Origin of the sequence: Streptomyces cylindrosporus, assembly GCF_022698165.1 — a bacterium.
GTDB classification, from domain to species: Bacteria; Actinomycetota; Actinomycetes; order Streptomycetales; family Streptomycetaceae; genus Streptomyces; species Streptomyces cylindrosporus.
In genome coordinates, this window is record NZ_JALDAY010000007.1 from 34,931 (window position 1) to 53,401 (window position 18,471).

The window sequence follows — 18,471 nt, forward strand, 5'->3', positions numbered from 1 at the left end:
CTGTCACTTCTTCAGCAGGGCAAGCAGCGCGTCCGCCGGCAGCGGATGGCGCGTGTCCCCGCCCGGGCCCGTCGTGACGGTGGCGGTGAGCAGCGAGTTGAGGACGGCTTCCTCCACAGCGTCGAGTACGGCGGCGAAGAGCGCGTCGAGCGAGTCGTCCGGTACGACGGCGGGTCCGGCCGGTGTGCCGAGGCGCCGGGTGCCGAGGGCAAGGCCGTAGTCGCCGCTGCCGTGCGCGTACGCGGCGCCGACCCTGCCCAGTGCGTAGACGGCACGTCGGGCGAGCCGGGTCAGCTGGCGGGCGTCGAGCGGCGCGTCCGTGGCGACCACGACCATGCAGGAGCCGTCGTCCGGCGTCGGCTCCGGTGCGGGAAGACCGACGTCGGCCGGGGTGACCGTACGCCCGAGAACCCGCAGGGTGCCGCCGAAGTTCGCCTGCACCAGGACTCCGAGCGTCGCCTCCCGGCCCGCGATCCGCACACACCGCGACGAGGTCCCGATGCCCGCCTTGAATCCCAGAGCGACCGTCCCCGTCCCCGCACCGACCGACCCCTCGGCGACCGGCCCTTCCGACGCGGAGTCGAGAGCGGCCCGCACGTGCTCCTCGTACACCGGACGTGACCGGATGTCGGACAGAAGCCCGTCGTTGCACTCCCCCACCACCGGGTTCAGACTCCGTACGTCCGCTCCCTCCGGCCGCTCCAGCACCCAGCCGACGAGTGCGTCCGCGGCCCGGAACGCGGAGAGGGTGGAGGTGAGCAGGACCGGGGTCTCGATCGCGCCGAGTTCGGCGATCTGGGTGCTGCCGAGCAGCTTGCCGTAGCCGTTGCCCGCGAACACGCCCGCGGGCAGCGGGTTGCCGGGACCGACCCCTTCGGGCACGATCGCGGTCACCCCGCTGTGCACGCGCGGCGGTCGGATCAGCGTGGTGTGCCCGACTCGGACGCCGGGCACGTCGGTGAGGGCGTTGTGCGGGCCGGTCGGCAAGTCGCCGAGGGTCAGGCCGAGTTCGCGGGCTCTGCGCGGGGCGGCGGGTGAGGAGGGAGACGGTGCGGGGGCGTGCATGACCGGCACATTAGCTCCGCGGCGCCACACCCGCGCGCGGCCCAGGTCCGTCAGGCGGACTTCCCCGTCAGGCGCGCGGGCCGGTGTGCGTGAACAGGCAGAACGGGTGGCCCGCCGGGTCGCGCAGGACGCGTACATCATCCTGGGGCTGGAAGTCCGCCACCGTGGCCCCCAGGGCAAGAGCTCGCTCGACGGCTGATGGCAGATCGTTCACCTCGATGTCCAGGTGCATCATCATCTGCTGCTCGGACCGTGTGGAAGGCCAGTGTGGGCGGGTGAAGAGCGGGTCCGTCTGGAATGACAGCCCGGCGCTGCCGTCGGGCGGAGCGATCTCGACCCAGCCGTGTTCCTCCTTCCGCATCGGCCACCCGAGCAGGGCCTGGTAGAACTCCGCCAACTCATGCGCGTCCGGTGCATCGAGAGTGGTCGCGGCCAGCGTGAAACGCGGTTCGGGCTTCATGCAGTGCTGCTGCCCCGTATCACCGCCGAAAGCGCAACGAGCTCATGCGTTCGCGCCGCGCCCACGTGCCAGAATGGTGAAGTCCGATCTCCGTTCCGGCTGCTTCGAGGTTCCGTTCGTGTCCCAGACCGTCGGCCGTGTGCCCCAGCGACGCAACGCACGGTCCAACCGAGCGCGCATCCTGGCCACCGCGCGTCAGGAGCTGGGGCGCAATCCCGACATCACCCTGGAGGAGCTCGCCCGCGCCGCCGGTGTCGTACGGCGCACTCTGTTCGGGCATTTTCCCGGGCGGGCGGCGCTGCTGGACGCGCTGGCCGAGGAGGCCGCGGAGGCGCTCCAGGCCGCCGTTGCGGCCGGAGCAGGCGCGACGGAACCGGCCGACCGGGCGCTCGCCCGCTTCATGTTGTCGCTCTGGCCCGTGGGTGATCGCTACCGGATGCTGCTGGCGCTGGCCCGGCAAGACCTCGGCATGGAACGTGTCACGGGGATCCTGGAACCGGCCAGGATCAGGGCCACGGCCATCGTGGAGCAAGGACAGCGGGACGGCGTCTTCCACTCCCAGCTGCCCGCCGCGGTGCTGAGCGCCGGCCTGGAGGCGATGACGGTCGCCCTGTTGGAAGAGGTCAACACCGGGGCGCTGGAGGACGACGGCACCCGGGTGGCCACCACCACCCTCATCGCGGCCGGGGTGCCGGAGGAGCAGGCGCGGGGCGTGGTCGACGACGTGGCCGCTGCACCTTCTGCATCCGCGCCGTCATAAAAGGCGAGGGGACGGTGCCGGGCGTCCCCTCCTGGCACCGTCCCAGGGCCGTGCGCCGCTCAAGGCACGGCCCGTCCTGGGGAACTCAGGCGTCCACGGTCTCGGTCTGCTCCTCGGTCGTCCGCGTCGCATCTTCCCCACCGTGCTTCGCGGTGTGCCTGCGGCCGGGCAGGACGGCGATGACGATCAACGTGCCGGCGGCCATGATGATGCCGCCGATGAGGCTGGTGTGGGCGATGGCGTGGGCGAAGGACTCGTGGACCGCGCCGAGCAGGGTCTGGGCCTGTTCGGCGCCGCCCTGGGGGTTCTTGGCGACCTGCTCGGCGACCGCGATTCCGCCGCCGACGGAGTCCTTGGCGGTGTCCAGCGCGGCGGCCGGGAGGTGGCCGCCGACCATGCCGGTCAGCTTGTCCTTGTAGGACGTGGCGAGCAGCGAGCCCAGGATGGCGATGCCCAGCGAGGCACCGAGTTCCAGGGCGGTGTCGTTGGCGCCACCGCCGACGCCCAGCTCGTCCTCCGGGAAGGAGCCCATGATGGTGTCGGTGGCCGGGGACAGGCTCAGGCCGATGGCGAAGCCGAGCAGCACCAGCGGGGCCAGGAAGTCGGTGTAGGCCGAGCCGGAGTCGATCCGCGTGAGCAGGAAGACGCCCACGGTGCCGATGACCATGCCGGTGCCGACCACGAGCTTCACCCCCAGCTTCGGGGCCAGCCTGCCGGTCACGGCGGCGCCGGCGAAGACCGCGCCGGCCAGCGGCAGCAGGCGTATGCCGGTCTCCAGGGCGTCGTAGCCGAGGACGAACTGCAGGAACTGGGTGGAGTAGTAGATCGAGCCGAAGGTGCCGAAGAAGAAGAACAGCACCGCGAGCATCGAGCCGCTGAAGGGGCGCTCGGTGAACTTGCGGACATCCAGCATCGGATTCGGGTGCTTCAACTCCCAGGCCACGAAGGCCAGCAGGCCCACGCCCGCGACGACGGCCGCGGTGATCGGGCCGACGCCCCAGCCGAAGTGCGGGCCCTCGATGGTCGCGTAGACGAGGGAGCCGACCGACACGATCGACAGCAGACCGCCGACGTAGTCGATCCGGCCCATGCCCTCCGCCTTCGACGGCGGCACCAGGAGCAGCGCGCCGACGACGCCCAGGACGGCGACGGGGACGCTCATCAGGAAGGTCGAGCCCCAGGCGTGGTCCTCGAGGAGCCAGCCGGCGGCCAGCGGACCGGCGGCGATGGCGAGACCGGAGGTCGCGGACCAGGCGGTGATCGCCTTGGCGCGCTCGGCCCTCGGGAAGATCGCGACCAGTAGCGACAGCGTGGCCGGCATGACGACGGCGGCACCGACACCCATGATCGCGCGAGCGGCGATCACGAGGTTCGTCTCGTCGACCAGGCCGCCCATCACCGAACCGCCGATGAATATCAGCAGGCCCAGGACGAGCGCGCCCCGGCGGCTGTACTTGTCGCCGATCGCGCCGAGCACGAGCATCAGCGCGGCGTAGGGGACGGTGTAGCCGTCGATGACCCACTGGAGGTCACTGCTGCTCAGCCCCAGGTCCTTGGTCATGTCGGGGGCGGCCACGATCAACGACGTGTTCGCCATGACCACGATCAGCAGGCTCAGGCACAGGACCAGCAGCGCCCACCCGCGGCGCGGATAGGGCTCGGTCATCTTCTCGACGGGTGTCTTCGCAAAGAGCGGCATCGTCAGGCTCCTCGGCAGGAGGTGAAGCGGTGGCTTCGGGGGGCGGATCGATGGGAGTGGCACGGGCGGGGCCAAGAGGAGGCCCGACGCCAAGGGCAGTTAATTGCCCACCGATGTGCAGACTAGTTTATTGCCCACCAGTGTGCAACTATCGAGTCGCCCTCCCCCGCCGACCGGAGGTCCGACATGACCCACGCACCCGCCACAGCCACCCCGGAACGCAGCCGAACCCTGCTCACACGGGCTCGCATCCTCGAAGCGGCCCGACAGCAGCTCGGCCGCGACCCGGACAGCAGCCTCGGTGACATCGCCGAGGCGGCAGGTGTGGTGCGCCGTACGGTCTACGGCCACTTCAACGGCAGAGCCGCGCTCATGGAGGGGCTGGTGGAGGATGCCGCGCGAGCATTGCGGCAGGCGCTCGCGGTCCCGCGGGCGCCGGCGGCGGATGCCGTCACGGAGCTGGCCCGCTTCGTCCTCGCCGTGTGGCCCGTCGGCGACCGCTATCGCATCCTGCTCCGCCTCACCCCCCAGGACCTCGGTCCCGAACGGGTCACCGAAGTCCTCTCCCCCGCACGCGAGATGGCGGAAGCGATCATCTCCCGGGGCCTGCGGCAGCGGGTCTTCCAGACCTGCGCGCCGCCGGCCGTGCTGAACCGGGCACTGGAGAGTTACCTGCTGGGGCTTCTGGAGTGCGTGAACAGCGAGGTATGGAGCGACGACGGCACCGGCACCGCGACCGCCGCCCTGATCGCGATGGGCGTGGACGCGGACAGCGCCGCGAGATGCGTCCACGGGCTCGTCCGGACGGAGGGCGACGCCGCGTAGGCACACTTGCCCAAGCACCATCGGCCCAGGCGACACCTGCTCATCGTCGCCGCGCCCCCGGGGGCCTTGCTGATCGGCGCTGTCGCGGTCGGCCGGATCGCCACAGGGGGCGGGTCGTGCCGTTCCCGGGGATGTCGCGGGCGGTCAGCGGATCGGCGCCACCGCGCGCCTGCCGCTCGTCGGGGACGTGACCGCGAGCGCGGCCGTCTCGGCAGCGAGTGGCAACCGCATCGCCTGGCGGGGATCTACGCCCGCCTCACGGGCCGCTCGGCCGCCTTCCGCCCGGACTCGTCGGCCGAGTGAGGTCAGTCGAGCTCGGGCAAGGGGCGCCGGGCGACCTCGTGGGCGTCGTCCGCCGGCAGGCCCAGCATGCGCAGGACCATCTCGGCGAGGTTCGCCGCGGCTTCGTCACCGTCCACCTCGGGACGGGCGAATCGCAGCTCCACCAGGGACAGCAGGGTTCCACCCAGTGCGGACAGGGCGACCGTGGGGTCGACGGCGGTGAAGCGGCCGGAGGCCACGCCGGCCTGGAGGTCGCGCAGGGCCCGCCAAGTCAGACCGTTGCCGGAGTGGACGTGGCCGAGACCGCCACGGCGCAGGACCTGCATCAGCTCCGGGTGGGAGTCGGCCATGCGGGCGCTCAGCCGGAAGCCGGCGGCGACGAGTTCCGCCGGGTCGTCGATCCCGGCCAGGCGCTTGTCGAAGTTCTGGCCGAACTCCTCCAGCGCGTCCACCACCGCCGCCTCGAACAGTTCGTTCTTCGACTCGAAGTGGTTGTAGAAGGAGCCGAAGCCCACGTCGGCGCGCTCGGCGATGGCCTGGATGCTGGCACCGGTGTCCCCCGTCTCGGCCAGTATCTGCCGGGCCGCGCCGATGAGCGCCTTCCGGGTCGCGGCACGGCGCCGCTCGAAGCGGTTGCTGGGCGGGGCTGACGTCGGCATGCGCAGAGTGTAACCGCGTAGCGATCGCGATCGCAGTCCTGATGAATTCATCATTTCCCCTCGCGAACGTCTTGACGAAGAGACTGTCAAACTTGATGATTTCATCATTAAGGCGATGTTGCTCGGAGGGCACCATGTCTGAAACCCGCGTCCACGGGGCCGACGTCATCACGGCCCACCAGGACCTTCACAGCGAGCAGGGCGCCCTGCGGGGCGAGCACCCCGGGCGCTCCCGAAACCCCGTCATCAAGGTCGCCGACCTGGCCTGGCTGGAGTTCGAGAAGCCCGACCTGGAGCGGGCCGAGGTCTTCGCCCGGGACTTCGGCTTCCAGGTCGCCGCCCGCACCGAGCGCGAGCTGTGGCTGCGCGGCACCTTCGCGGGCTCGCCCTGCATGGTGATCCGGCGTGGTCGGACCTCCCGTTTCATCGGCCCGGCGTTCCGCGCGGTCGAGCGGGCCGACCTGGGCCGGCTGGCCCGCGTGACGGGCCGGGACGTACGCGACGCGGACGTGCCGGGCGGTGGCAAGGTGGTCGACCTGCTCGACCCCTCGGGCTTCCCGGTGCGCGTGGTGCACTGCGCCGAGCGGCTGCCCGCGCTGCCGGAGCAGCAGCCACTGCTGCTCAACTTCGGTACCGATCACCGCCGTACGAACGCCACCCAGCGCCCGCCCCGCGAGCCGTCCCGCATCCAGCGGCTGGGCCATGTGGTGCTGGAGACAAGGGTGTTCAGCCAGGCCCTGGACTGGTATCTGGACACCCTCGGCATGATCGTGTCCGACTTCCTGTTCCTGGACGGGCAGCGGGGCCGGGGGCCCACGATGGCGTTCATCCGCTGCGACCTCGGCAGCGTGCCGGCCGACCATCACACGCTCGCCATGCACCTGGGGCCCGGCACCGGCTACGTCCACTCCGCGTACCAGGTCACCGACCTGGACTCCATTGCGACCGGCGGCGAATACCTCAAGGAGCGCGGCTACAAGCGCAGTTGGGGCATCGGCCGGCACATCCAGGGCAGCCAGCTCTTCGACTACTGGCGCGACCCCGACCACTTCATGCTGGAGCACTTCGCCGACGGCGACCTGTTCTCCTGCGACCTCGAACCCGGCTGGGCACCCATGTCCACCAGCGGACTGGCCCAGTGGGGACCGCCCGCCACTCGCGACTTCCTCGGCGCGAGCCCCTCCCCGCAGCGCATCCGCGACGTCGTCCAGGCATTGCGCGGCGACAACGAGATGGACCCCGCACGCCTGCTCGGCCTGCTCAAGGCCGCCAACTCCTGAACCCCCGACTCCCTCACAAAGGCAATGCGATGAGCACCAATGTCCTGCGTACCGCCGACGGCTGGTGGGTCGTCCGCGGCGACCGCGCCGTCCCCGTCGACACCAAGGCCGCCACCACCGCCGAGCTGCTCGCCGACCCCGACGCCGTACGAGAGGCAGCCCTCTCGGACGAGGCGGGCACGCCCGTCGCCGACCTGGCCGCCCTCTCGCCGGTCACCACTCCGTGCCGTGTGGTCGCCCAGATGGTCAACTACCGCAGCCACGCCCGCGATTCGGGCTTCACCGGCGACATCCCGCCCGCCTTCTTCCGCAAGGCGTCCGGCTCGGTGAGCGGCCCCGGCGAGACCATCGTCCGCCCCGCGCACGTGAAGTTCCTCGACTACGAAGTCGAGCTCGGGCTCGTCATGGGCGCGTCGCTGCCCGTCGGCACCGTCGTCGAGGAGCGGGACCTGCCCTCGTACGTCGCCGGGCTCGTCGTCACCAACGACGTCAGCGCCCGTGACGTCCAGCTGACCAAGACGCAGTTCTACGAGAGCAAGTCGTACCCCACGTTCACGCCCACCGGGCCCCACCTCACGCTCCTGGAGCCGGAGGACTTCGCCCATCTCCTCGACCTGCGGCTCACGTTGAGCGTCAACGGCGAGCTGCGTCAGGACCGCACCCTGGCCGACATGATCGTCCGCCCGGCGCAGGCGCTGACCCTGCTGGCCCGCTTCCAGGCCCTGGACGCCGGCGACCTGCTGCTCACCGGCACCCCCGGCGGCACCGCGCTGAAGGCCCCGCCGAAAGCCGTGGAGAAGATCGGCGCGCTGCTGCCGCCCGCGGTGAAGTGGAAGGCGTTCTTCAAGAGCCAGGCGAAGAACCCGCGCTACCTGCGCACCGGGGACGTGATCACGGCGACGATCGCGACCCCGGACGGCCGCATCGACCTCGGCGAGCAGCGCACGCCCGTCGCGTCCGCGAACTGACACCCGAGGTGAGCCGCACATGAACGTCGACGAAGCCGCCCGCGTGCCCGTCGTGATCGTCGGGGCCGGGCCGGTGGGTGTCACCGCCGCCCTCCTCCTCGCCCGGCGCGGAATCCGCAGCGTCGTCCTCGAACGCCACCGGGACGTCTATCCGCTCCCGCGCGCCGTCGCATGCGACGACGAGATCCATCGGATCCTTCAGGCCGCGGGCGTGGGCGAGGAGTTCACCGCGATCTCCCGCCCGGCGGGCGGGCTGCGGCTGCTGGACGCCCGGCATCGGGTGATGGCCGAGTTCCGGCGCTCCCGGCGCGGCCGTCACGGCTATCCGCAGTCCAGCATGTTCGACCAGCCCGAGCTGGAGCGCGTGCTGCGCGACGCCCTCGCGAAGCGCCCGGAGTGCGAACTGCGCGGTGGCGTGGAGGTCACCGGTGTCGGCCCGGACACCGCGGGCCCCGTCCGGGTGACCTACCGTGACGACACCGGCGAGCACGAGCTGTGGGCCGAGGCAGTGCTCGGCTGCGACGGCGCCAACAGCCTCACCCGCGATGCGATCGGCGGCGTCTGGGAAGACCTGCACTTCGAGGAACGCTGGACGGTCATCGACGCCGAGACGACCGGTCCCGTCCGTTGCTGGGAAGGGGTCGACCAGGTCTGCGACCCCAAGCAGCCGGCGACCTTCATGCGGGTGAACGACACCCGCTACCGCTGGGAGTTCCGGCAGCGGGAAGGCCAGGAGACCGTCCGCGAGCTGGTCGCCCCGTGGCTCCCGCCCTCGTACGACGGGGACTTCGACGTCGTGCGCGAGACGCAGTACACCTTCCGGGCACGCGTCGCCGACCGCTGGCGCAGCGGACGGGTCTTCCTGCTCGGCGACGCCGCGCACCTCACCCCGCCGTTCGTCGGACAGGGACTGTGCTCGGGGCTGCGGGACGCCCACAACCTCACCTGGAAACTCGCCCGCGTCCTCCAACAGGGCGGCGACGAACGGCTGTTGGACACCTACGAGAGCGAACGCAGGCCGCACGCCCGGCACGTGGTCCGGCTCGCGGTCGCGATGGGCTGGGCCATGACCGGCGGCCAGGACGGCGCCGCCGCGATCCGCCGCAGGGCGCTGGCCGCCGCCTGCCGCATACCCGGCCTGACCGAACGGGCCGGCCGCGACCTCAGCCCGCCCCTGACCGCAGGGCCGCTGGTGCGGCGCGGTGTCCGACGCGGCCTGGTGGGCACGCACTGCCCGCAACCGTGGGTGAGCGTGGGCGGACGGCGTACCCGTCTCGACGAGGTGCTCGGCGACTCCTTCGCCGTCCTGACAGCCACCGGACCCGGCCCCTCGCTGACCGCACTCGCCCACGGCCTCGGCATACCCGCGCTCCCGGTGACCGACCTCGGCGACGACGGCACCCTCGCCGCCTGGCTGCGCTCCGGACGCGCGGACGCGGTCCTGCTGCGGCCCGACCGGATCGTGATGGACGTCGTCCCCTCCGGCGGCCGGGACTTCACGTCGACCGCCGCCTGGTCGCCCCTGCTGCACACCACACGAAGCCCTGTTCCCTCCGAACGGACGGCCCCGAAAAGCCTGTTGAGGAGTACGACGTGACGAGCACGCCCTTCTTCACACCCGACCCGGAGACGGCGGCCGCCAGCCGCATCGCCGAGTTCGCCCGGCGGCAGGGCATCGCCCCGGACGACTACGCCGCCCTGCACCGCTGGTCGGTCACCGACCTGGAGGGCTTCTGGGGTGCGGTGTGGGACTACTTCGCCATCGACTCCGACACCCCGTACGAACAGGTCCTGGCCGAGGAACGAATGCCCGGCGCCCGCTGGTTCACCGGCGCCACCCTCAACTACGCCCACCACGCCCTGCGCAACCTCGCCGACGACCGGCCCGCGATCATCGCCCTCGACGAGACCGGCTCCGGGTACGAGGTGACCGGCGAGCGGCTGCGCGGCCAAGTCGCCTCCGTCGCCGCGACCTTGCGCGACCTCGGCGTCGGCAAGGGCGACCGGGTCGTCGGCTACCTCCCCAACACCCCGCACGCCATCATCGCCTTCCTCGCCGCGGCGAGCCTGGGCGCCGTCTGGTCGGTGTGCGGACAGGACTACGCCCCCAAGGCCGCCGCCGACCGCTTCGCCCAGCTCGAACCCACCGTGCTGATCGCCGCCGACGGCTACCTCTTCAACGGCACCACCAACGACCGCCGCGAGGCCGTCCTCGAACTCGCCGGGTCCCTGCCGACCTTGAAGGCGACGCTGCTGGTCGGCCATGTCGGCCTGCCCTGGCCGGAGGGCAACTACCCGTCCCTGGTGATCCCGTGGGAGGACGCGGCCACCCGCACCGAGGAACTCGCCTTCACCGCGGTGCCGTTCGACCACCCCCTGTGGGTCGTGTTCTCCTCCGGCACCACCGGCCGGCCCAAGGGCATCGTGCACGGCCACGGCGGTGTGCTGCTCGAACACCTCAAGACGCTCGCCCTGCACTCCGACCTCGGCCCCGGCGACCGCCTCCTGTGGTACACCACCACCCACTGGATGATGTGGAACCTGGTCGCCTCCACGCTGCTGACGGGTGCCACGACGTGCACGTACGACGGCAGCCCGGCACCCTTCGCCAAACTCGACGTGCTGTGGGAGCTGGCCGCCCGCCACCGGGTGACCGTCTTCGGCACCAGCCCCCAATACCTGCTGGGCATGGCCAAGTTCGGCATCGACCCCTCCACGCACGACCTGTCATCGATCCGCGTGGTCGGCTGCACCGGCTCCGCCCTGCCGGCCTCCGCGTATCCCTGGGTCCGGGATCACGTCGGTGACCATGTACTGCTGGCCTCCATCAGCGGCGGCACGGACGTGGTGTCCGGCTTCGCGGGCAGCGCACCCAACACCCCCGTCTGGGCCGGGGAGTTGTCCGCCCCGCACCTGGGCGTGGCGCTGGCGGCGTACGACGCCGAGGGCATGCCGGTGGTGGACCAGGTCGGTGAGCTGGTCGTCACCCGCCCCATGCCGTCGATGCCGCTGTACTTCTGGAACGACCCCGACGGCACCCGGTACCGCGACGCCTACTTCGCCTCGTATCCCGGCGTGTGGCGGCACGGGGACTGGATCACGCTCACGGGTCACGGCTCGGTGATCGTGCACGGCCGGTCCGACTCCACCTTGAACCGCAACGGCGTACGGCTGGGCAGTGCCGACATCCACGACGTCGTCGAGCGCCTCCCGGAGGTCGCCGAGGCCCTGGTCATCGGCGCGGAGGAGCCGGACGGCGGCTACTGGATGCCGCTGTTCGTGGTCCCGGCCGCCGGCACGGCCCTGGACGACGCCCTGCGCGACCGCATCCGCGAGGCCATCCGCACCGGCGCCTCACCCCGCCACGTACCCGACGAGATCATCGAGGTGCCGGGCATCCCGCACACCCGTACCGGCAAGAAGCTGGAGGTCCCGGTCAAGCGCCTGCTCCAGGGCGCCCCGGTCGAGCAGGTCGTCAACCCGGCCGCCGTGGACGAGCCCGACCTCATCGACCACTTCGCCCGGCTGGGCGCCGAACGCCGTGGCCGATCGGCATGACGACCCCGCAGATCACGCTCGGCGGCTCACGTCGGCGTGTCACCCGGTCGTTCACCGCGCGGGGTCCGTCAGTCGGCCGCGAAGTCCTTCAGCGCGTCGGCCGTGCCGTTGTACCGGTCGTGGTCGCCGACCGTCTGGCCGGACGAGGTGTACTGCCACATGGTGTACGACGACCAGCCGGCCGGAAGCGTGCCGACCGAGGAGGCGTACCGGGCGACCCACAGGGGGTTGGTCGCCGCGAAGCCGGTGTAGCCGCCGGTGCAGCTGGTCCACCAGGAGGTGGACGTGTAGATGACGGCCGCGCGGCCGGTGCGGGCCTTGTAGCGGTTGAGGAAGTCCCGGATCCAGCCGACCATGCCGCTGCGGGAGAGGCCGTAGCAGGAGTCGCCGTAGGGGTTCCACTCGATGTCGAGGGCTCCCGGCAGTGTCCGGCCGTCGCCGGTCCAGCCGCCGCCGTGGTCGACGAAGTAGTCGGCCTGTGCGGCGCCGCTGCTCGAGTCGGGGGTGGCGAAGTGGTAGCCGCCGCGGACCAGGCCGACGTCGTAGGCGCCGTCGTACTGCCCGTCGAAGTACGGGTTCGTGTAGGACGTGCCCTCGGTGGCCTTCGTGTACGCCCACCGCACCCCGCTGCCCCAGAGGGTGGGCCAGGCGACGTCGCGCTGGTAGCTGGAGACGTCGACGCCCTCGGTCTGCACGGCCCGTGCCGCCGGGGGTACGGCGTCGGGCCGGCCCTCGATTCCGTCGTGGGCCATCACTCCGATGCCCATGTAGGCGCTGCCGCGCTCGGGTATGGACTCGCCGGCGGAGGCCGGGGTGGCCGAGAGTACGGACAGGACGGCGAGGAGGCCGGTCAGGGCCGCGGTGAGCCGCAGGCCCGGGCGACCGCGCCCCGCAGATATGGATCTTTGCATGTCCTCATCTGACCCTCGCTCCGGCCGGTCCGCACGTCATGCTCAGCCGACCGGCAACCCCCAGCGCGGCGCGTCCCCGTTCGGCCGTACGGGCGCCACGGTGAGGTCGGGCCGGTCGCCCTTGGCTGTGATCAGTACCGAGTCGCCCTTCCGCAGCGCGACCTCGATCGCGCCGTCGCCCGCGTCCGTGTAGTGCAGGGGGCGGCCGCGTCCGTCGCGTACCTGGATCGGCCCGGCGATGCCGTGCCGTACGACACAGGGTGCGCCGGCCTCGCTGACCAGGCGCACCCAGCGGGTGGTGCCGTGCTCGCGGCGCGCGCTCAGCAGGAAGGCGCCCTGGGTGCGGAAGTCGTGGACGGCGGTGTCGGTCCAGGCGGCGGGCAGTGCGGGGAAGACGCGGATGACGCCGCCCCAGGACTGGCAGACCATGTCGTGGAGTGACTGGGCGGCCGACAGGGGTGTCTCGATGACCGGGCCGGACTCCTTGTACATGGTGTTGGGCTGGATGAAGCGGGTCATCAGCTGTCCGAGGTAGGCGAGCGCGTCCTCGCCCTTGCCGAGCATTGCGGACATGGAGGCGGCGCCGGTGAAGGTGTAGCCCTGCAGGGCGCCTTCGAAGCCGACCCAGTGGGCGAGTGACTTCTCGATGAGGGCGCGCTCGTCGGGGGTGCGGCCGGTCACCTCGTACAGCGGGTAGACGGCGAGCAGGTGCGAGTAGTGGCGGTGCGACTTAGCGAAGGGGATGTCCGCGCCGATCATGAAGCCGTTCGCGTCCGTGGGGTACGCCACGCGCTTCGCGAGGACCTCGCGCCAGCGGGGGGCCAACGGGTCGTCGATGCCGAGGAGTTCGGCGCTCTGGATCAGGGTGGTGCAGCCCCAGGTCAGGAGCATCAGGTCGTAGTTGCAGTCGCGGGAGTTGCCGCCGTACTCCGGGGAGAAGGTGGCGGGCAGGTGGAGTCTGCCGTCGGGGCCGGGCTCCAGGAAGTGCAGGTAGTAGTTGATCGCCTTGCGGAGGAGGGGGAAGAGGACGTCCCGGAGGATCGACTCGTCCCTGGTGTGCCGGTAGCTGAGCCAGACGTTGTGCAACGCCCAGGTGAGGTCGCCGACTTCGGGGGTGGGCGGGTCCTGGCCGGGGATGCCGACGCCGTAGCCGGTGAGGGTGCCGGCCGCGCCGTTGACGAGCTGGGGGTCGGTGGTGCGCGGGATGCCGAGCGAGTCGGCGCGGTAGGGCTGGGCGACCTCCTTGGCGAGGTTGTCGCGGTATTCGCTCAACGCCCTGGTGATGGCGTCGAGTTCGAGGTGGTTGGAGCCGTGGACGAGCCAGTACTCCAGCTGGGCGTTGAGGTTCCACCAGGTGTTGGGCCAGGGCGTGGGCTCCAGCCAGGGGCCGCTGGTCGCCATGACGGGGGCGTCGCGGCGGGCGGCGGAGGCGGCCTTGTAGAGCTGGATCCAGTAGAAGCGCTGGATGCGGGCGTCGGGGAGGGAGAGGAAGCTCTTGCGGTAGTAGGTGTGCCACCAGGCGCGGTGGGTGGCCGTGAGGGCGGCGTAGGGCAGTGCGGCGGAGGCGCGGACGGCCTTCAGAGCTCGGTTCAGGGCCGTGGTCCGCGGGTACGAGTGCGCGACATGCGCGTACAGCGTCCTGGTACGGCCGCTGGACCGCTCCTGCCATGCGGTGACGTGCTGTCCGCCCGACAGCAGGGGCTGTACGGCGGCGTGCACCCCGTCGTGGTCGGTGACCTCGGCCGGCGGGTTGCCCTGGTAGCCGTCGGGCAGTGGTTTGAAGGCGGCGCGGGGGCTGATCGCGTCGGCCGGGTGGAACACCCAGCGGAATTCGCGCTCGCCCTCGCTGGGCGTTACCTCGACGGCGAGGACCGAGCGGTCGTTGTGGACCAGGGCGCGCAGCGCGAGGGTGCCCTTCTCGGTGGTGAGCGTGCCGGTCAACTCGGCGTCGTGCAGGGACAGTCGCCAGTCGAGGCCGGTGATCGCGCCCACCGGCTCCAGCGTGAAGTACCCGATGGGCAGCCGGGCCAGCCCGAACAGGGACCCGAACTCGGGGCGGTGGTCCTGGACTTCGGAGTGCTGGACGTTGAAGCGGACGGCGGCCGAGGTGGCGCCGGGCTCGGCGTAGATGCCGGAGCCGAGGAAGCCGTTGCCGAGGAACGGGCCCTCGTACCAGGCCGTCGGCATGCGCTGCCAGACGAGGTCGGCGTCGGCGAGGACGGTGCGCCAGGCGTCGGCCGCCGCGGCGCTCTCCTCGGCCACGGATCCTTCCGCCGCCGTCGCCGGGGTGGCCGGACCCGATGTCAGAAGTGCTCCGCCCAGGGCGGATCCGGTGGCGAGGACGGTGCGTCTGGACGGTTCGGGTGCGGCGGGGCAGGACACGTTACCTCCAGGCGGCTCTGTGATTCATCGGAGCTATCCCGCGTTGCAACATAGGGATGGGGGCAGACCGCGTCAATGGAGCGGGAGATATCCGATGTGTCAGGGGTGCATCCAGGCCCGGGTGCCGAAGGAGGCACATGCCCGAGCCGCCACCTCGGCCGCTCCCCGCAGCGCCGCCGCGAAGCCGTCGGAGGTCAACTTCCCCTGCGCGGCGAGGTGATGAGCGAGCGCGCCGTGCAGAAAGTCGCCCGCGCCCAGCGTGTCCACCACGCGCACCGACGGCACCTCCACGGTGCCGCCGGCCCCGTCGGGCCCTGCCCAGACGATGGGCTCCCCTCCCCGGCTGACCGCCGCCCACGCCACCCCGTGCCGGCGCAGGAACCGCAGTGTGTCCGCCGGGATGCCCGTGCCGGGCGGGTGGAAGTCGGCCGAGCAGACGGCCACGTCGACGGACGGCAGCAAGTCCCGCGTGCCGTCCTTCCAACTGCCCCCGTCCAGCAGGGTCGTTCGTCCGGTCGCGCGTGCCGTGCGGGCGGCAGCCGATGCCAGTTCCCCGTGGTGGCCGTCGAATTCGACGATGTCGCAGGCGGCGACCAGCGTTTCCAGGTCGTCGGGCGGAGTGAGGCGGTGGGCCGTCGCGTTGGTCGAGGCGACCGCGCGCTCGCCGCTCGACGCGGTGACCAGGATGGACGACACGGCGGGCGGCCCGGCCGAATCCGCGGCCAGGTCACGCACGTTCACGCCGAACCGGTCGAGGTCCGCGGTGGCGGCGAGTCCCAGCGGGTGCGAGCCGATCGCCGTGAGCAGCCCGGCCGTACCGCCGAGGTGCGCGAAGGCGACGGCCGCGTTGGCCGCCGGGCCGCCCGCGGCGACGGTCTGCTCACGGGCCGTCAGTTTCTCGTCGGGACCCGGCACATGGTCCACGAGCTGGATGACGTCCACCGTGCACAGGCCGACGAACAGCCCTCTCGGCCGTGCCCCGTTCACCGCTTCAGTCATCTTCGCCCTCTCCCCTGCCGAGTCGTTCCCCCGGCAGCCATCGCAGGGCGAACCAGAGTTCCATCCGTACGTCGAGATCGTCGAGGTCGACGTCGAGCAGCTCGGCCGTCCTCGCGATCCGGCGCCGGACCGTGTTGCGGTGCAGCTCCAGGGCGGCGGCGGTGCGGTCCCAGTTGCCGTGCTGGGCCAGCCAGGTGCGCAGGGTCTCCAGCAGTACGGCCGGCCCGGGTGCGGGGGCGTCGGCGAGCGGCGCGAAGCGGGCCCGGGCCAGCGCCACCGCGTCGTCGGCGCCGACCAGGGAGTGCAGGCTCAGCTCCTGCTCGCGGTGGAGGGCCCAGGGCGCGCCGGCGGCGACGGCGTGGCGCAGCATGCGGTCGGCCTGCCGGTCGGCGATCACCAGGTCCGCGGCGGCGACGGGTGCGCTCAGGCCGAGGGTCCAGCCCAGGCGGGCGACCGGGGCGAGGTCGGGCAGTGCGGCGCCGGCCGGGAGCAGTCCCCGCAGACGGATGCCGTCGACGTCGAGGTACGGCGTGTTCAACGCGGTGCCGAGGGCGGCGAGTTGGGCCGGGTCGGCGCCCGGGCGGCTCGCCGGTCCGGCGTGCGAGGTCGTGAGGCGGCCGTGGATCACGGTCCAGGTGTCCGTGGTGCGTGCCGCGGAGGCCAGCAGTGGAGCCACTTCGACCGGGTCGTGGCCGAGCATCAGGCGGACCAGCGCGGCGGCCGAGCGTGTGTCGGTGCCCAGGGCGTGCCGGGGAGTGGTGAGCAGCGACAGCAGGACGAGGGCGGTGCCGGTGACGGAGCGGTGCACGGCCGTGGGCGGGCGATCGGCGGCGATGCCGAGGGCGAACACCCCGTCGGTCGTCCCGGCCGTCTCGGCCGGGAGGGTGTGCACGGTCAGGTGGACATCGGCCTGGTGCTCGGCCGCCGCCGTCGGCGGTTGGGCCCGCCCGCCGCTCATGCCCCAACGTACGCGGGTCATGGTCTCGGTGGCGAGCGCGCGCAGCTGCTCGACGGCAGGCTCGGCCGGACGGGTCCCGGCAGCGAGGAGTTCCTGGCCGTACGGGTCCAACAGGACTGCCCACGCGCCCAGATGGGAGGCGAGCCGGTGCAGTACCGCCTTGAGCGGGTCAGGGCGGGCCGCGGCGGTGGCCAGAGCGGCCTGGGCCTCGGCTACCTCCCGCAATTCCCGGTGCCGGGCTTGTGCCATCGCCTGGTGGGCGGCGTGGTTGACGGCGACGAAGGGGGTGCCGGGCGGGATGCGCAGCAGGGGCAGCCCATGCCGGTCGCAGGCCGAGCGCAGGGCGGGCGGGACCTCGTCGTGCACGGGCGCGACGCCGAAGCCGAGTGCCGCGATGCCCGCCTCCACGAGACGGCGCACATAGGCGTCGACGGCCTCGTCCGTCCGCGGGAGGCGGACGCCGGCGATGAGCAGGAGCTCGCCGCCGCGGAGGTAGGGCGCCGGGTCCTCCAGTTCCGTGGTGCCGATCGTGCCGACCAGACGGTCCTCACGGGGGCCGGCGATCTGCTCCAGCCCGAGGCCGGGGTCGGCGAGCAGGGTGCTCAGCGACACGGCGGGCGTGTCCGGTGCCTGCGGGGTCGACGGCATGAGCGGTTCCTTGGATCCATGCGGCGGGATGATTCATCCCTTCGTCGCCAGGATATGAGATGGATCCGACACTGGGGCGGCGCGGCGGGCTGGCCTACGGTTGCCGGGAACCCGATCCCCAGGAGCCGCCGCCCATGACCATCCCGACCGCGACCTCCGCCCCTCTCCCCGTCGCCGAAGAGCAGCGCCTGCGCCGCGAACTGGCCGCCGTCTACCGGCTCGTCGCGCACTTCCGCATGACCGACCTGATCTTCACGCACATCTCACTGCGGCTGCCCGGCCCCGACCACCACTTCCTCATCAACCCCTACGGCCTCCTCTTCGAGGAGATCACCGCCTCGAACCTCGTCAAGATCGACCTGCGGGGCAACCCGGTCGAGCCGACGCCGTACCCCGTCAACCCCGCCGGGTTCGTCATCCACAGCGCGATCCACGCGGCCCGCTCCGACGCGCACTGTGTGCTGCACACCCACACCAGGGCGGGCTGTGCCGTGGCCGCCCAGCGGGACGGGCTGCTGCCGGTCAACCAGATGTCCCTGGAGTTCCACGGCCGCCTCGGCTACCACGACTACGAGGGCGTCGCCCTCGACCTCGACGAGCAGCGGCGGCTGGTCGCCGACCTCGGCGGGCACAGCGCGCTCGTCCTGCGCAACCACGGACTGCTCACCGTCGGCGAGACGTCCGGTCAGGCCTTCCTGCGCATGTACTACCTGGAGAAGGCCTGCGAGATCCAGGTCGCCGCCCAGGCCGCGGGCGCCCCGCTCACCGTGCCGCCCGCCGACGTCCGCGAGCGCGCCGGCCGCCAACTGCGCGGCGAGGACCACGGATCCGACCTCCGGGACGACGAGGCGTACGACCTGGCCTGGCGGGCCCTGCTGCGTCTGGTCGACCGCATCGCCCCCGATCACGCGGACTGACCTGCCCCGCCGCCGAAGATGATCATCCCTTGGGTTGCTGTTCGGATGGACGTCGGCCTTCCGCTCCCGACCGTTGGCGTTCGGCTCACACCGTTCTCCC

General features: G+C 71.9%; 14 protein-coding genes and 1 pseudogene. 7 read left to right on the plus strand and 8 right to left on the minus strand.

The genetic code is table 11. The annotated features are described in order from the left end of the window. Positions 1-3 precede the first annotated feature (3 nt). Positions 4-1,065: a P1 family peptidase gene (locus MQP27_RS22840; RefSeq protein WP_242767195.1), complete on the minus strand. Its 1,062-nt coding sequence runs from the start codon at positions 1,063-1,065 to the stop codon at positions 4-6. A 67-nt stretch (positions 1,066-1,132) separates the two neighbouring features. Further along, positions 1,133-1,525, minus strand: coding sequence for a VOC family protein (locus MQP27_RS22845; RefSeq protein ID WP_242767196.1), 393 nt, complete (start codon positions 1,523-1,525; stop codon positions 1,133-1,135). Positions 1,526-1,598: 73 nt separating this feature from the next. Between MQP27_RS22845 and MQP27_RS22850 the strand changes: the two genes are divergently transcribed. Beyond that, positions 1,599-2,285, plus strand: coding sequence for a TetR family transcriptional regulator (locus tag MQP27_RS22850; RefSeq protein ID WP_278196452.1), 687 nt, complete (start codon positions 1,599-1,601; stop codon positions 2,283-2,285). Positions 2,286-2,370: 85 nt separating this feature from the next. Here MQP27_RS22850 and MQP27_RS22855 read toward each other — a convergent pair whose 3' ends face one another. Further along, positions 2,371-3,984 carry an MFS transporter gene (locus MQP27_RS22855; RefSeq protein WP_242767198.1) on the minus strand — a complete coding sequence of 538 codons (1,614 nt, stop codon included), beginning with the start codon at positions 3,982-3,984 and terminating at the stop codon, positions 2,371-2,373. A gap of 186 nt (positions 3,985-4,170) precedes the next feature. On the opposite strand from MQP27_RS22855, the gene MQP27_RS22860 reads away from it, so the two are divergent. Then, positions 4,171-4,809 (plus strand): TetR/AcrR family transcriptional regulator, encoded by a 639-nt coding sequence (locus tag MQP27_RS22860; RefSeq protein WP_242767199.1) that lies wholly within the window; start codon positions 4,171-4,173, stop codon positions 4,807-4,809. A 305-nt stretch (positions 4,810-5,114) separates the two neighbouring features. On the opposite strand, the gene MQP27_RS22865 is transcribed toward MQP27_RS22860, so the two are convergent. Continuing rightward, complete coding sequence (locus MQP27_RS22865; RefSeq protein ID WP_242767200.1) at positions 5,115-5,750, minus strand: TetR/AcrR family transcriptional regulator; 636 nt, start codon at positions 5,748-5,750, stop codon at positions 5,115-5,117. A gap of 134 nt (positions 5,751-5,884) precedes the next feature. Here MQP27_RS22865 and MQP27_RS22870 point away from each other — a divergent pair, with 134 nt between their 5' ends. The 4 genes from MQP27_RS22870 to MQP27_RS22885 are packed head-to-tail and all read left to right on the plus strand — an operon-like array spanning position 5,885 to position 11,556. Further along, positions 5,885-7,030, plus strand: coding sequence for a VOC family protein (locus MQP27_RS22870; RefSeq protein ID WP_242767201.1), 1,146 nt, complete (start codon positions 5,885-5,887; stop codon positions 7,028-7,030). A 29-nt stretch (positions 7,031-7,059) separates the two neighbouring features. Further along, a complete protein-coding gene (locus tag MQP27_RS22875; RefSeq protein ID WP_242767202.1) occupies positions 7,060-7,998 on the plus strand; it encodes a fumarylacetoacetate hydrolase family protein in 939 nt (312 codons plus the stop codon). A 19-nt stretch (positions 7,999-8,017) separates the two neighbouring features. Then, entirely contained in the window at positions 8,018-9,595 is a 1,578-nt protein-coding gene (gene mhpA, locus MQP27_RS22880; RefSeq protein WP_242767203.1) for a bifunctional 3-(3-hydroxy-phenyl)propionate/3-hydroxycinnamic acid hydroxylase MhpA, read from the plus strand. After that, positions 9,592-11,556, plus strand: coding sequence for an acetoacetate--CoA ligase (locus tag MQP27_RS22885; protein WP_242767204.1), 1,965 nt, complete (start codon positions 9,592-9,594; stop codon positions 11,554-11,556). Before mhpA ends, MQP27_RS22885 begins: the two co-directional genes overlap by 4 nt. Positions 11,557-11,624: 68 nt before the next feature. On the opposite strand, the gene MQP27_RS22890 is transcribed toward MQP27_RS22885, so the two are convergent. The 4 genes and pseudogenes from MQP27_RS22890 to MQP27_RS22905 form a co-directional block, all read right to left on the minus strand. Further along, entirely contained in the window at positions 11,625-12,467 is an 843-nt protein-coding gene (locus MQP27_RS22890) for a lysozyme (protein WP_242767205.1), read from the minus strand. A gap of 42 nt (positions 12,468-12,509) precedes the next feature. Then, a pseudogene (locus MQP27_RS22895) lies at positions 12,510-14,822 on the minus strand (glycosyl hydrolase family 95 catalytic domain-containing protein); the annotation flags it as partial. Between the two features lie 126 nt (positions 14,823-14,948). Continuing rightward, positions 14,949-15,848, minus strand: a complete 900-nt coding sequence (locus MQP27_RS22900) for a PfkB family carbohydrate kinase (protein WP_242767207.1) — start codon at positions 15,846-15,848, stop codon at positions 14,949-14,951. After that, positions 15,841-17,454: a PucR family transcriptional regulator gene (locus MQP27_RS22905; protein ID WP_242767208.1), complete on the minus strand. Its 1,614-nt coding sequence runs from the start codon at positions 17,452-17,454 to the stop codon at positions 15,841-15,843. The genes MQP27_RS22900 and MQP27_RS22905 overlap by 8 nt, the downstream gene beginning before the upstream one ends. 134 nt (positions 17,455-17,588) lie before the next feature. On the opposite strand from MQP27_RS22905, the gene MQP27_RS22910 reads away from it, so the two are divergent. Continuing rightward, positions 17,589-18,371, plus strand: coding sequence for a class II aldolase/adducin family protein (locus MQP27_RS22910; RefSeq protein WP_242767209.1), 783 nt, complete (start codon positions 17,589-17,591; stop codon positions 18,369-18,371). Positions 18,372-18,471: the final 100 nt, after the last annotated feature.